Origin of the sequence: Ruminococcus sp. (assembly GCF_024691275.1) — a bacterium.
Classification (GTDB): Bacteria; Bacillota; Clostridia; order Oscillospirales; family Ruminococcaceae; genus Ruminococcus.
The window spans coordinates 23,216-38,746 of the sequence record NZ_JAILNU010000109.1 but is presented as its reverse complement, the minus strand read 5'-3'; the positions used below and the strand labels follow the sequence as shown (position 1 = coordinate 38,746).

The 15,531-nt window shown below is 42.0% G+C and carries 9 protein-coding genes and 3 tRNA genes; 4 read left to right on the top strand and 8 right to left on the bottom strand.

What is annotated here, in order from left to right; all coding sequences use genetic code 11:
- Positions 1–58 precede the first annotated feature (58 nt).
- The 4 genes from K6G33_RS13440 to K6G33_RS13425 form a co-directional block, all read right to left on the bottom strand.
- A tRNA-Val gene (locus tag K6G33_RS13440) sits at positions 59–134 on the bottom strand.
- Positions 135–301: 167 nt separating this feature from the next.
- Entirely contained in the window at positions 302–1,258 is a 957-nt protein-coding gene (epsC, locus tag K6G33_RS13435; RefSeq protein ID WP_296780456.1) for a serine O-acetyltransferase EpsC, read from the bottom strand.
- Between the two features lie 102 nt (positions 1,259–1,360).
- Entirely contained in the window at positions 1,361–2,419 is a 1,059-nt protein-coding gene (locus K6G33_RS13430) for an SGNH/GDSL hydrolase family protein (protein WP_296780454.1), read from the bottom strand.
- A 100-nt stretch (positions 2,420–2,519) separates the two neighbouring features.
- Positions 2,520–2,596: transfer RNA gene (locus K6G33_RS13425), tRNA-Arg, on the bottom strand.
- A gap of 177 nt (positions 2,597–2,773) precedes the next feature.
- Between K6G33_RS13425 and K6G33_RS13420 the strand changes: the two genes are divergently transcribed.
- The 3 genes from K6G33_RS13420 to K6G33_RS13410 all read left to right on the top strand — a co-directional run bounded on the left by K6G33_RS13420 (position 2,774) and on the right by K6G33_RS13410 (position 7,115).
- Positions 2,774–2,849 (top strand) — tRNA-Lys (locus K6G33_RS13420).
- A gap of 1,001 nt (positions 2,850–3,850) precedes the next feature.
- Positions 3,851–4,159 carry a hypothetical protein gene (locus K6G33_RS13415; RefSeq protein ID WP_296780452.1) on the top strand — a complete coding sequence of 103 codons (309 nt, stop codon included), beginning with the start codon at positions 3,851–3,853 and terminating at the stop codon, positions 4,157–4,159.
- 289 nt (positions 4,160–4,448) lie between these two features.
- A complete protein-coding gene (locus K6G33_RS13410) occupies positions 4,449–7,115 on the top strand; it encodes a carbohydrate binding domain-containing protein (protein WP_296780450.1) in 2,667 nt (888 codons plus the stop codon).
- A 180-nt stretch (positions 7,116–7,295) separates the two neighbouring features.
- On the opposite strand, the gene K6G33_RS13405 is transcribed toward K6G33_RS13410, so the two are convergent.
- From K6G33_RS13405 to K6G33_RS13395, 3 genes are all read right to left on the bottom strand, one after another.
- Positions 7,296–10,094, bottom strand: coding sequence for an amino acid permease (locus K6G33_RS13405; RefSeq protein ID WP_296780448.1), 2,799 nt, complete (start codon positions 10,092–10,094; stop codon positions 7,296–7,298).
- 123 nt (positions 10,095–10,217) lie between these two features.
- Positions 10,218–10,553: a hypothetical protein gene (locus K6G33_RS13400; RefSeq protein WP_296780446.1), complete on the bottom strand. Its 336-nt coding sequence runs from the start codon at positions 10,551–10,553 to the stop codon at positions 10,218–10,220.
- 3 nt (positions 10,554–10,556) lie between these two features.
- Positions 10,557–12,251, bottom strand: coding sequence for a bifunctional diguanylate cyclase/phosphodiesterase (locus K6G33_RS13395; RefSeq protein ID WP_296780444.1), 1,695 nt, complete (start codon positions 12,249–12,251; stop codon positions 10,557–10,559).
- 415 nt (positions 12,252–12,666) lie between these two features.
- Here K6G33_RS13395 and K6G33_RS13390 point away from each other — a divergent pair, with 415 nt between their 5' ends.
- Entirely contained in the window at positions 12,667–13,659 is a 993-nt protein-coding gene (locus K6G33_RS13390; RefSeq protein WP_296780441.1) for a hypothetical protein, read from the top strand.
- Between the two features lie 291 nt (positions 13,660–13,950).
- Here the strand turns inward: K6G33_RS13390 and K6G33_RS13385 are convergent, their stop codons facing one another.
- On the bottom strand, positions 13,951–15,429 hold the full coding sequence (locus K6G33_RS13385; protein ID WP_296780439.1) for an SMI1/KNR4 family protein: 1,479 nt from the start codon (positions 15,427–15,429) through the stop codon (positions 13,951–13,953).
- Positions 15,430–15,531 lie beyond the last annotated feature (102 nt).

Genomic DNA, 15,531 nt, shown 5'->3' with positions numbered 1-15,531 from the left:
TCGACCTCCTGCGTGACAGGCAGGCGTTCTAACCAACTGAACTACGAGGCCAAAGAATTGGTGGGGACTACAGGGCTCGAACCTGTGACCCTCTGCTTGTAAGGCAGATGCTCTCCCAGCTGAGCTAAACCCCCACGCTTTTCTTCTGTTCATCAGGTCTCTCGCCCGACGACTTTAATATTATAGCACGGCTTTATTGATTTGTCAACCCCTTTTTTGAAATTTTTTCAAAAAAATTTTTTGAAGATCAAAAAAGTCGCGATATTACGCCAAAAAAAGTCTAAAAATTTTTTGAGAAAGCTTAAATTATATAAAACCAGCTTTCCTCAGGATCAAGTTCGGAGCTCTTTACTGATTTTGAAGACTCAAAGTTGTATCTTAGTTCCTGATTCTTGATGCTGACCTTTGCACCTGCGGGCACAGAACGTGTGATGAATGCGTTGCCGCCGATAACAGCATTCTTGCCGACTACCGTTTCACCGCCGAGAATAGATGCTCCCGAATAGATAGTAACGTTGTCCTCGATGGTAGGGTGACGTTTTTTATTTCTCAGGGACTGTCCGCCTCTTGTGGAGAGAGCTCCCAGTGTAACACCCTGATAAACCTTAACATAATCCCCTATTTCTGTTGTTTCGCCGATAACTATACCTGTTCCGTGGTCTATGAAAAAGTATTTACCGATAGTAGCGCCGGGGTGGATATCTATACCTGTTTTGCTGTGAGCGTGTTCGGTCATTACTCTTGGGATAAGAGGAACTCCCAGCAGGAAAAGCTCGTGAGCAAGTCTGTTTACGAGTATCGCATACAGTCCGGGATATGAATAGATTATCTCATCTTTGTTATATGCAGCAGGGTCGCCGTCGTATGCTGCCTGAACATCAGTTTCTATAAGCGCACGTATTTTAGGTATCTTGCTGAGATATTCAAAGGTTATCTGTTCGGCGGTTGTACGTATTTCGTTTTCTTCCAGTGAAACATATTTTTCATCATATCTGAGCACGATGGATATCTGTCTGATGAGCTTGAAGATAACGTCTTCAAGTATCATTGAGATGTTGTTCCTTACAGTATATACTCTGTAATTCTTGTTCCTGAAGTATCCGGGGAATATGATACGTCTAAGGGCTTCGATTATCTCGACGATATCTTCATTATCAGGGTGATCGAAAGTTTTGATTTCGTCTATGGTACGGGTATCTATGTAATCACCAAGGATATTTTTGGTGAGCTTGTTTATGTTTTCTTCAAGTTTATGCATTTTATCACCTCAAAATATTATATGTTCGAAACGGATATACTGATATAATTATATCGTTGTTTTCATATTTAGTCAATAGGAATTGTGCACTGCATCAAAATATTATTTTATGAGTTCTTTTCTGAGAGTTACAACATCAAAAATATCGACGATATCGTCATTGTTTAGATCGTATCTTTCTTTAAAGCTTTTGGAGCTTAATTTATTCTGAGGAATGCCGAGTATGAATTTTTGGAGTTCTTCAAGGTCCTCGGTCTGATATGCCCTGTCTTCAGGAAGTCTGCCTGACAGGTACGAGTCGATAACACATGACCAGTACTCTCCCATGAGCTTGTATCCTTTATTGTTCGGATGAACACCGTCAACGAGTTGAGACTTTACGTCTGTAATTGCCTTTGAGACATTTGCGCTGCATAGGTAAGGTGACTTTGAACCTGTCAGCGTTGCTTTTTCGTTTTCGGAAGCCATTTTCTGTACCAATGCTGTGAGATCGGTATTATAGCTGTGAAGTGTATCAAGAATTTTCTCTTCGGCGACATCATCGGGATAATTGGTCTGCCAGTCGGGAGAATGGCGGTAATTGCTGAACCAGTTGTATACTTCGGTTCGGTTAGGTTCGACATCTGGTATAGTAGTAACGAAAAGCGCTGAATCGTCAGAGATATTTTCCAGAATATATTCGATCAGTTCCTGTGCTCTTGCATATGAGTTCTCCATATCGTAATTGTCTATAACATCGTTTGTGCCAATCTGTAAAATTACGATATCGGGCTTGCAGGCGGAAAGGCAGTTTGTTGATTTTAGTGTTTCGAGAATACCGTTCCTTCCTGGATATTCTTTTATTGCATAGCCGCTGTAGCCTGTATTGTCGTCGTCGTAACTGAAGCGTTCGCCTGTTTCGCTGTCGGTGAATTCGGCGGTAAAGCTGCTGCTCTTTGAACCTACCATATCAATTGAATAGCCTTTTTGTGTCAATTCGTGATACAGGTATTTTCTGTACGAGCCTGAAATACCGTACCCGTCGGTTATTGAATCGCCTATAGCCATTATTTTTATGGAGCCGTTCGTGCTTTCAGCTGAAATGCTGGTGCCGGCATCTGAAAAAGATGTGCCTGCGAGCATTACGGCTATCGCTGCGACCGCAGAAAGAACTTTTCGCATATTGTCTATCCCCTTTTTTGTAGTTTTTCTTATTTTATCATACAGATGTGTTTTTTTCAAGTAAAAAACAAAAACCTCACGTAAAAACGTGAGGTTTTAATGGCGTGCCTGGAGGGATTCGAACCCCCGACCTACTGGTTCGTAGCCAGTCACTCTATCCAGCTGAGCTACAAGCACATCTCTTGACGACTTAAACATTATATCATGTATATATGCAAATGTCAATACAATTTTTGAAAAAACGTCATATTATATAAAAAAGTATTGTGATAGTTGAATGAAAGCGCGGAATTATAAAAAGATTAAAAATGGCTTGACAAGTCATCAAAAATTTGATATAATTATTTCTGTTGTGAGACATTAGCTCAGTCGGTAGAGCATACGCCTTTTAAGCGTAGGGTCGAGGGTTCAAATCCCTCATGTCTCACCAGCGCCTCGTCAGATGACGAGGCGCTTTTTTGTGCCTGTATTTCGGCTGAACATCGAGATACAGGCATTTTTCGTTAGCTCCGCTATCAACTTAAACTGCGTGTATGAATCTTAAACAACATGAAAATAGTTAAAAATACATCGTTTGTCACACGAATATACGTCAAATACTATATGTTTAAATGACGGCTTCAAGCCGTCCCATAACACTTTTTATCATTTATTATTCTAAGAATTTCGCTATAACGACCATTATCTCCTCAAGGCGCTTACCACCGATCCCTTTGATCTTGCTGAGTTCTGCCCAGGAGCCGGATTTCGTTAATGCAGAAAAGTTTGATTATTACAATTTTAGTGCATTTTGGCTCGTACTGAATTCGGATCGTATGGAGCAATCTCGAAATCGTTTACCACGATATTTCTGCCTGTGATTTTCTTATTGTTTTCCATAAACTTCTCCATTCTCCCTCGATACAGCGAGGGTGTAGCCATACGGGATCCCTCATAAACTGCTGAGAAAACTGATGCAATCATTAGCTAATGCTGCGGAAGAAGGGGGCACGGACGCCACAGGCATCTCATACATAAAGGGGTAGTATTCAAGCGCCCTAATACACTCAAAACGAGACGAGATAAACGAGGTGTGATCTCGTCTCGTTTCTATCCCTAAAATGATTATAATATATGATTTTGCAACGGACAATAGTTGTTTTGCAAAAAATATGTTATGAGCTTCAAACAAGCGTCTTGACGCAAGTATGATAGAAAGAACCGAACGCGGCTGCAATAACGGAGATTTTATCAAGATTTTCAACGGCCATGTTGACGAGGTCCGCAACAATATTCCCGATAAAATACCGCGTTCGAAACACAACACATATACTATACTCTTGACTGAACTGCGCATCTGCAACGAATGGTATTCTCCGCTATTCTGTGCAGAAATTGAGCAATATATCGTAGACTGGCTCTGCTCACAGGAGCAGGATAGACAGCAGTTGAATGATATATTATGCTCAAATTTCGGAAAAGGTTTCAACTAGAGAATACCCTGACTGGATAAAATACGCAGAAAGCCACTCTGCTCCGAAAAGCAGCTCTGTCTATCTCAGTCTCGGCGACCGTGAGGAAAGAGCACGTGACCGTATCATGGCTGCCGTAGGCGACTGCACACGGCGGCAATATGAGATCATTTGCGGCGATACAAATGTATCCCGCCATATCTTTGAATGGAACGAGGGCGGACATTTCAGCAACCCCGATACAAGGCTCGCAAAGGGAATAAAATGGACGCTTAACAGCTTGTCATGAACCCACATCTCCTAAATTGATCTTTCATAAAATGTTCAGCATTTTATAATGATCCTGAAAAATATTTAATTAAGCTTTTTCATGGATAAATAGCTGAATTTAATTAATATTCAGATTAAACTCAATTTATTTTTGCATAATTTTAGCTAATATATACAATCGTCGCAATAAATGACTTGATTTTTGAACAAATTAGATTTATAATAATAAAAGATAAAAACAGAGTTCATAACTCACGGGGATTACTGAAATCATAAATTTGCTTTAAACAAACAAAGGAGTGATTGAAGTGAAAATTTCAAAAATGAAGAAGATCATCAGCGGAACATTATCTGCAATGATGATCGCAGCAAGTGTACCATTCTCATCTACAGCCGCAAATGTAAACATTGATTTAGTTACTGTTACAGACGGCAATGTAGGCGGCGGCTTCGGCGATTGGGGCGGCATGAACTGGGGCGGAATGGCAGGCGGCTTCAATAATGGCGGCGGCAATATAGGCAATGACGCCGGCAATGGCGGTAACGCAAAATCAGGCATGAACGCTCAGATAAAGAACGATATGCCTACAACTGTCCCCGGAGGCAGCGAGAAGAGCGGTGCCTGCAAGGTCGAGAAGAAAACTTACAACTGTAAATTCACAGGCGGACAGAAGAGCTGCAACGTTGTTCTTCCTCCTAACTACAACTCAAGCAAGAAGTACCCTGTAATGTACGTTCTCCACGGCATAGGCGGCGACGAGAACAGCATGGTAAGCGGTATGGGCGTTCAGGAACTCCTTGCAGGTCTTATCGGAAACGGCAAGGCTGAGGAAATGATAATCGTTCTCCCAAGCCAGTTCACAAGCAAGAAAGGCAATCAGGGCGGCGGCTTCGGTATCAATCAGGAAACCTGCGAAGCTTACGACAACTTCCTTTATGATATCTCTGACAGCCTTATCCCTTATATAGAATCTAATTATTCTGTAAAGACAGGCAGAGAAAACAGAGCTATCACAGGTTTCTCAATGGGAGGACGAGAAGCTATCTACATCGGTCTTATGCGTCCCGATCTCTTTGCATATGTTGGCGGAGCTTGTCCTGCTCCCGGTATCACCCCAGGCAAGGATATGTTCATGACTCATCCCGGCTGTATGCAGGAGAGCGAAATGAAGTTCAGGGACGTAGGTCCTGAGCCGTATGTATTTATGATAACAGGCGGTACAAATGACTCGGTCGTAGGTACTTTCCCGAAATCATACAGCGATATCCTCACAAGAAACGGCGTTGAGCATGTTTACCAGTCTATACCCGGCGGCGGACACGGTGCAGATTCTGTAAAGCCTCATCTCTACACATTCATGAGATATGCTTTCAAGGCTTCTGAGTCAACTGTAGTTACAACTACCACAACTACATCAGCTACTACAACTACAACAACGACCACAACTACAACAGCACCTGTAACAACTGTTGATCTAAAGGCTGAATTTGATGCCAAAGTAACAAAGTGGGGCGATGCTAACAATGACGGCAGCGTTGACATGGGCGACGTAGTTCTTATCATGCAGTCACTTGCAAACCCGAATAAGTATAAGCTCAGCGGTGCAGGCGTCTATAATGCAGACGTAAGCGAAGCAGGCGGCGGTATCACCAATACTGATGCTCTTACTATCCAGAAATTCCTCTTAGGCTTGATTTCAAAGCTTCCGGAAAGCTATTCCGATAAGCTCAATGTCACACTTGCAACAACAACTACAACAACTACTACCACAAAGGCACCTGAAATAATTACTACAACGACTTCTGCTCCGGCAGCAGGCGGTTCCGTAAAATCCGACTTTGATTCAGGTATCGGCGACTGGACAGGAAGAGGTGCCGCATCTGTTTCAGCAACAAATGATGCATATTACGGCACATCAGGCAAGTCACTTTCCGTTACAGGCAGAAGTGCTGAGTGGAACGGTGCAGCGATCGCTCTTGGTTCAGATTTCAAGGTAGGTCAGACATACAGCATCAGCCTGGCAGCTCTTCAGGTTTCAGGAAGCGCAGCTACTATCCAGATTTCTCTCCAGCAGGGCGACGGAGACAGCGCAACATATACATCTGTCGTTAAGGCTTCATGCAAGAGCGGCGAGTGGACAAAGCTTGAAAACACATCATTTACTATCCCTGACAACGCAGGCAATATGATACTTTATGTTGAGACTATCCAGGATTCAGGTGATCTTATGGATTTCTACATTGACGATGTTTTAGTTGCCGCAGAAGGCACAAAATCATCTGTCGTTACAGGCGGTGAAGGAAAGGTTCCTAAGGTAAAGATACCTGATCCGGGTCAGATTGATACAACAAAGAAGCTCTGCGCTATCTCATTCGATGACGGTGCAAGCGCAACAAACAGACAGGATCCGGCATACAGAATTATGGACGCTCTTATCAAGAACAACATGACAGCTACATTCTTCTATGTAGGTGACTGGATAAAGACAAATGAACAGGTCAAGTTCGCATATCAGAACGGCATGGAAGTTGCTAACCACACTAAGTCTCACAAATCACTCGGTTCACTTGGTTCACAGCAGATCCGCAGCGAGTGGGAGCAGTGCAACAGCAAGCTCAAGAGCATTATAGGCACAGAGCCTTCACACATCATGAGACTTCCTTTCCTTGATGGCGGCGGACAGGTCAAGTCTGCACTTTACGACGTTCCGCTTATCTCATGCGCAATCGACACAAAGGACTGGGATAAGGCATCAAAGGATCAGATCGTAAATACTATCAAGCAGGCAGCACAGAACGGTTCACTTGAGGGTGCTATCGTACTTTGCCATGAGAACTATGAAACAACAGCAGCAGCTATGGAGGAAGTACTCCCATGGCTCGCACAGAATGGTTACCAGAATGTAAACATTTCTGATATGGCTAAGGCTCACGGCAAGACTCTCGCAGGTGGTCAGATCCACACACGCGCATAATTTAGCGTAAAAACACAAAAAAGTGCCGAGCATCGGATCGGTGATCGGCACGTTTAATTAAGATTTCTCCAAATTTTAATATCCCCTGAAAGGCAGTCGGTGTGAATCGGCTGTCTTTTCATTTTCAGCGGAAAAAGTTTCACGTATGCTTAAATTACATCGGTGTACGTAACATACACGCTATGCCCTGAATTTTTGCGACAACACTTTAGTCAACGTCTTCAGCAGAATATCCACATCTATAGGCTTGGCAACATGAGCCTGCATTCCAGCATCTATCGCAGCGTCTGCATCTTCCTTGAACGCATTTGCTGTCATTGCTATGATGGGTATCCCTGCAAGTTCCTTGTCAGCAAGTTGACGTATATTCCGCGTGGCTGTATAACCGTCCATGACAGGCATCTGGATATCCATAAGTACTGCATCGTAGAACCCCGCCTCGGACGAGGATATCTTTTCAACGGCGACCTTTCCGTTTTCAGCCGTATCGACTTTAAATCCTGCTTGTGAAAGAATCATATTCACTATTTCCATGTTTATCATATTATCCTCAACAAGAAGCACTCTCTTGCCTGTAAACTGTATACCCTCGTCAGATTCAGCAGCAATGCTCTCATCTTTAACGATGTCCGCCTCATCAGCAAGCTGAAATTTCAGATGCAAAGTAATTTTTGTTCCGTTTCCCGGAGATGTAACTACGTCGATCTTTCCCTCCATAAGATCAACTATGCTTTTGGTGATCGAGAGTCCAAGACCTGTTCCTTCGATACCGCTGACAGTCGAAGTTCGTTCGCGTTCAAAAGGCGAAAACATATTTTCCACAAATACTGCGGACATTCCGATACCATTATCACTTACTGTTATCTCATATGATCCGAAGTTTGTTTCACTGCTGCTTTCCTCACTAACGGAAACGCTTATTTTGCCTTTCTCAGGAGTGAATTTGTACGCATTGCTGAGCAGATTAAGAATGACACGGTTAAGATTTTTTACATCGCACCATATATACCTGTTTTTTACGCCGACTGTCTCAACTTTAAAGTCCATTTTTTTCTGTTTCATCTGTTCCTCAAACAGCTCACGGACACCATCAAATATGCTGCAAATATCCGCAGGAATACATTCTATTTCCATTTTCCCGTTTTCAATTCGGCTCATTTCAAGGATATCATTTATAAGTGTAAGCAGATGGCGGTTGGAACGCTCTATTTTCAGGAGGTAATTATGAAGCTCCTCAGATGCCGGCTCTTTCAAAGCAAGTCCCGTATATCCTATGATCGCATTCATTGGAGTGCGGATATCATGCGACATATTGAAAAGGAAACGGCTCTTTGCGTTATTTCTTTCTGTTGCACGTATGCGTTCAAGCTCTGAAACTTCATTTTTCTTTCGCACAAGGCTCTGAATATATATCATTATGACAAGTCCCGTGAATACGATCACCATTAGAACTATACCACCAGATATGATAGAATAATGCACCTGCTTGATGTTCTCCCTTGAGAAAATATGTTTTGCAAGCCAAAGGAATGCCGAATATATCAAAAGTGCAAATAGGGCAACTCCCGACGTTGCTATGCTGCTGTATTCAAACAATGTACTGCGCGTGATGGTCCTCCAGTAAAAAACAAATCCAATCAGGCACCAGAATGAAAGAAGCAGAAACGATTCACTTCCCATTGCTTCCATAGCCGTCAGTCTTGGTACGAGCTGAACTATTACAAATATTATTGAAATGATCGTGCCGACCATGCCTGTTATCTTGACTTTTTTCAGTTTTTCGGCTTTGGCAAGCTTGTATGCCGATGCAGAAGTATATCCAAAACCCACTATTGCTCCGAATGATGTAAGATCAACGAACCAGCTCAGCGTGTTTCTGCCGAAAAGTGCAAGAGTAATAGAAAAAATCATAATAAAAAGTGTACTGTATAACGTCTTTGAGAATACTTCGGAGAGTATCCTGTCATCTGCCATAGTTGACAGAACACGGATAGTTGCACGATATCCTCCGATTATCCCTGTTAGTACACCTGCCAGAGCCGTAATGCCTATCAGGATAAGTCCTGGCGTTCCTATTATAGCCTTTGCGGCATAAAATGTAGGAACTGCCTTTTCATTTGAAAGATTGCCAAAATCAGCAAAATATTCTGTCCAGTCCGCATATCCGTCAGGAACGGAAGAGATGCTGACTATCGCCATTGCAGTGTATGCAATGCCTGCAACGATAATGGCTGTAAAGATAATTCCTTTGGACTTTTTTATGTTGAATTTAAAATTGAAAGTATCAAAGGAAATTACATCAAATCCGACAAAAGCCCATGGAGCAAGAAAAATTATACTGTATATGCCGTATGTAATATGTGTGTGTTTCATGCCAATTATACTCAGTGCATTATTTGAAACAGCATGAGGTATGCATATCACGGCAAGAGATAGTATTCCCGCTATCATTATGATAGAAAGAATAGAATGTATCTTATGTAGTATCTTCTTAGCCGTAATGAACAGAACGCCAACGCCTGCAAGCGCGGTAACCGAAACAAGTATCTCGCCCATATATATGTTGTTTCCCGAAACAGTATAATGGAAACTCGTTTGCACGGCATCTCCGAAAATAGTCCTCAGCACAACAAACAGAGCCGTTCCGTTAAGGAAAACGATCGTAAGATAAGATAAACACAGGAACCATGAACTCAGAAAGGCATGATCCCTTCCAAAGGCTTCTTTGGTATAGGAATAAACACCGCCTGCTCCGGGACTATGATTCATAAGGAAAGCAAAATTGTAGCCTATAACCAGCATTATAAGCGTACTGACTGTCATAGCTATTATCGTACCGACAGGACCTGCAATAGGCATGAAAGTAGTTCCCGGCATTACGAAAGCTCCCCAGCCAACCATGCAGCCAAAAGCCATTGACCAGACATCAATGCCTGATAAATACGGCTTTGGCATATCATTCACCGTTCTATTGCCCATATATTTTTACCGCCTTTCCTGCTGCATAAATAATACTGATACATACATTTTCTATTTCACGAACTCAGCCGAAATAAAACAGCAAAACGGGAGCAACTCAAAGAACTGTTCCCGTTTTATACATTACAAGCTGCACAGCTTTTGGAACTGTGACTTTGCCTCCATAATAAGGGCAGAATAATCCGTATCTGTTTCGCTGCGGAGAAGTTCTGTCATTTTGCTTATGGGAATTGTCAAAGGAGTCAATGAAAGATTTGAATACATACCCTTCAACGCATGAGCAGTTTCAAATGCCGGGCAATAATCCTTAGTATTTATCTGCTGTTCGAGCTGAGACAATTTGGGATCGCTGAGAGCGCGTTTTATCAGCATCAGATAAAAATCCTCTTTGTTCATACAGCGCATGAGTCCATCATCAACATCCGCACCGAAATTTCTGAGTTTTTCGATCGTAAGCATGATTCAATCACTCCTTGCCTCAGATTTTATAAGAGAAGTCATTTCATCAGCAGGCAGAGGCTTTGAGAAATAATATCCCTGAATTATATCACAGCCAAGTATTTTCAGCAGGTTAAGCTGCTCCTTTGTTTCAACGCCTTCCGCAATAACAGGCACTTCAAGCAGTCTTGCGATCTCTATCATTATTCCTACCAAACGATAATCCTTCTTTTTGGTGCATATAGTTCTGATAAATTCCATGTCAAGCTTCAGCGCATCTATAGGAAGTGAGCAGAGCATATTGAGGGAAGAATAACCGCTGCCGAAATCGTCCATCTCGATCTTGAAGCCTCTTTCACGAAGTATCATTACAGCATTGATTATTTGCTGAGCATTATCAGAATATGCCGATTCAGTTATCTCAAGCAGCAGAGATTTACTTTCAATACCATTTTTTTCAATTATATCAATAAGGATCTCTGAAAGCCGCGGGTTGAAAATATCCACTCTTGAAACATTCACGGATACAGGAATGTCAAATCCTTCATTCTTCCACTGTTTTATCTGATTTGCCGCCTCATTCCATACATATACATCAAGCAGCCTGATAAGACCATTGTCCTCGAACAGAGTTATGAACTCGTTGGGAGGTATCACACCATATTCAGGGTGGAACCAGCGTACAAGGGCTTCAACACTTTTCAGTACAGGCTTATCGCCGCATATATTATATTTAGGCTGATAAAAGACTTTGAACTGCTTTTCGGCAAGAGCCTTATCCATATCATTTATCAGACGTTCCGAGTGCAGTTCTTTACAGTGCAATTCATCATTATATATCTCAAAACAGGTAGAATAGCTATTTTTAATTTTGCGGCAGACAAGTCCGGCACGTTCAAAGCGCTGTTCCATATCAACTTTACTGCCGTCATCAGAATATATTCCAATTCTGATACTTATCTTGCGGTCATCAAGATTTTCTTCTATCATAGATATAAACTGCGGGATCTGTTCCTTAGGTTTTTCGATATGAGGAACATATAGACCAAAACTATTGCTGCTGCTTCGGCAGGCAAGTCCGCCTGTCTGACAAACGAGCTCATGGATACTGCTGCCTATCTTTTTTAAAAGAGAATCCCCGTAAGCTCTTCCGTAGAGTTCATTTATGATATGAAAACGGTTTACATCAAGGACAATGGCATCCATAAGCATATTATTGTTCTGATTATCCAGTCTTCTTGCGTACTCAAAAAAGAAATCCTTGTTAAACAGCCCTGTCAGTCCATCTCTTTCCATTTCGAGAATAATGATCTTGTCCTCGGCAAGCTCAATGGAATGTTCAACTCTCGCCCTGATTACATCGGGAGCTTCATAGGGTTTGGAAATAAAATCAGCCGCACCGAGCTGAAGGCTCTTGACTTCAGCTCCCTTTTCGGAGGTGAGCACAATAACAGGTATCCGCCATAACTCGCCGTTGGAACGCAGTATCTTCAACAGACTGTAGCCGTCAAGCTCAGGCATATGCAGATCAAGAAGAATAAGGGAAAGTCTGTTTTTTTCATTTTTGATTATATCGAGAGCCGTCAAACCGTTTGCTGCAAAAATGACTTCATACTGGTCATTTAGCATGGCACCGAGGATCTCTCTTTCTACAGCTTCGTCATCGACAATTAGAACTGTCCTGTGAAGCCCCTTTTTTCGATCGAGCAATTCTTGCATTTATATCCCCCCAAATCAAGAATTCAACATTATTATAACATTATATTGTTTATAAGTCAATTATTGTGTGTAAATAAACTAAATAATTAGACTAATGAACATTACGATTATAAATACGGTTACGCAAATTACACCGCTCAGACAGATATGCCGGAAGCAAATTAAAAAGCTCAATGCGATAAAAGCATAAGCTCACAACTGTAGTGAGTTTATCACTTTTATCCTGATAATTCGCGGGATTATCATAACAGAAAAGCATTATTTTGCCTGTGCCGCATAATTTCTCAAAAAATTTTTTTGAGAAAGTGTAACACTTGTTTTTATTGATACGAATGTTTGATATGAAAGGTCGATCTTAAAAACAAATGAATGATAAATTGGCGATATGCCGTGTAAAATAATGGAGGGTCTTATTATGAAAAAAATGATAAATTATATTGCTGCAATCGGAATGATGCTTTCTATAATGCCATGCAGCGGAGTTTACGCAGCTGAAACAACAGCTGTTGTTTCAACAGTATCTCTTGAGGAAAATACAGTTGATGTCAAGGACATTGCAGGTGAGTGGAAATATCAGGTCTCAGACGGCAATCATATTGTACAGGAAGGAGCAAAAGACAACGGTACTGTAGTCGTTAAGGAAGACGGCACCTACACATATACAGACGCTGAAGGCAAGACAACAAACGGTACAGTAAAGACAGATCTTGAAGAAATAGGCGGCACAAAGCATACAACAGTTCTGTTCAGCAGCGGTTCGGAAATCGAATTCATGGGATATTACAATCAGAATAATACTGATGCGCTCTACATCGGAAACGGCAGCATGGCTCGTCTTATACGTGTAAACGGCATCTACGGTCTTGACGCAAAGGATCTTGCAGGTGTTTGGAATTATCAGATTCCCGACGGCGATCACAGCGTTCAGGAACTTTCAAAGAACAACGGAAAAATCGTTGTAAAGGAAGACGGTTCATTCACATATACCGACGTTAACGGCAAAATCACAAAAGGTACAGTCAAGATTGATTTTGAAGAATATGCAGAAGGAACAACTTTACCTGTAATAAGCTTTTCTGACGGAACATCATCTGTATTCAGCGGCTACTATCATAAAGATGAGCCTGATATGATCTATTACTCCAACAGCGGAATATACCGCATTGTACGTGAAAAGAACAATAACGAAAACGGTGTGGAAGCAGATGCAAATGTCGATGGTCATGCAGATATGTCTGATGTTGTATTTATCATGCAGGCACTTACAAATCCTGACAAATACGGTATAAACGGAACTGCTGAAAGACATCTCACTGAACAGGGAAAAATAAACGGTGATATGAACGGCGACGGTCTTACAATCGGCGACGCATTAAACATTCAGGAGATGCTTCTCGGATTAAAGTAATAATAGTATCAGCTCGGGCATTGCCCGAGTTTTTTGTTTCAAATAGATACTTGTACTTTATCTTGTCACAAAAAGTTCCACTCTTTCGAGGGGGATGTTTTTTGCGTTTTGGTCATAAGCATGAAGTGTTCGTTCGCCAACATTTAAACACGCAGCTAATTCCTTATCAGAAATATCCGAAACTGCCTGCCAAAAACGATTTTTAGCCCACAACGTCTTATAAATCGGGATATGGTAGGAAGAGTTCTGCCGATAGTTTCAGTTTTCATTACCTGTCCCCCGCTTATCCGATCATGAATTAAGACGGCATATAGTTTTTATAAGGTCGTTCAGATCACCGATAGATGACATTTCGCCGTCCTGCCATTCGCTGAAACCGTTTCCGTCAGGGTCAAGGCATATAAGTGTTCCGTCGCCGATAATACTGCCGATATCAATATATCCTTCAAAGCCGTCGTTGTCAAACCATTCTTTTTCTCTGCCTATTGAACCAAGCGAATAGATCTCTGTACTGTAACCAAAACTGAATCCGTTTGCGAATCTCATTAGTTCGCAGTAGTCTTCAGAGAGCTTTATGCCGAACTTTTCTTCACAGGCTTTTATATCTTCCTCAGTTGCAGGTGTACCAAAAGTCACATTATAATCGGGAGCGATATATTCAGCGCAGTCTACCAGTTCTGTCAGAATATCATGCAGCTTGCTGTCATCGTTTATGCGTTCGTATATGTCTGCCATGAGCTTAGGAAACTGTGCTCTGAATTTTTCGCTGCAGTCAGACTGATAATTGAACCAACTGTCAAATCCCTGAGAAGCCTGAAATTCCCTTTTTGCCTGAAAATTCCGATAAAGCGCTATTGCGTCTTCAATTTCCGCTGTGTGATCGCGTATAAGCTCGTTGTTCAGATGTACCTGCTGAACGGTATAGCGTCCTTTATCATTCAATTTTACGTCAAAATATGCAGCTTTTCCCTTATCAATGAAAACAGCATAGAATGACACAGTGTCAAAGCTCCTGATACTGCCGCTGTCCGCTGCTTCGCTGCCTGCTGTAAGGAATATACCGTCGTTTCTGACACCGCAGGCGCAGTTTAAACCTGATGTGAATTCGAGCACAACGTCGGAGCTGTCCCATTTTTCCATAATACTGTCGCGTATAATGTCGAGCCAGCTCTGCTCGGTAAGTACGAATCTGAAGTCGCTGTCGCAGGGAGCGGACATTTCCGCATATGTACACCGTATCTGTGAGAGAAGTACGCGGAATTTTCCCGAAAGAGAATGGTATTGGTCGCGGTTGTAGTCCTCGGGAGTATGCTTTAACAGGTATTCCTCGGTTTTTTCAAGTACAGGCAGTACCTGAGGAATATTATGAGCAAGTCTGCCGTTTAAAAGTTCCATATAACGCTCAATGCAGCCAACTCTTACAGGAACAGCCTCTTTTTGCAGAACTTGCAGCCATGCCTTCGAAAAAGCGTCTGCAAGTCCGTCGGTATCGGTTGAGATATAATATTCTGCTGTTCCGCAGAACTTACTGAAAAGCTCTGGATAATTGCTTGTGTTTCCGCATATCATAGGTTCAAGCCACAGTCGACAGAGTTCAGCCGCCCATTTGCGAGGACTGTAGCTCTCATACGCTGCAAGTTCCTCTGCGGACAACATATCTCTTATTTTATAATAGTTGCCTTCAAAAATGAAAAATATATTCTTTGCACGTTCTTCGCTGTTTACAGGAAGGTATGCAGAGATGAGTTCTTCGTCCGGTCTGTCCGTCATTACGTTCAGCTCCTTATTGATTTTCTTTTTACAATAATTATATCATAATATTGACGTAATAGCAATAAATACGCTAATAATCCACGCCTATAAGCGAGGTGC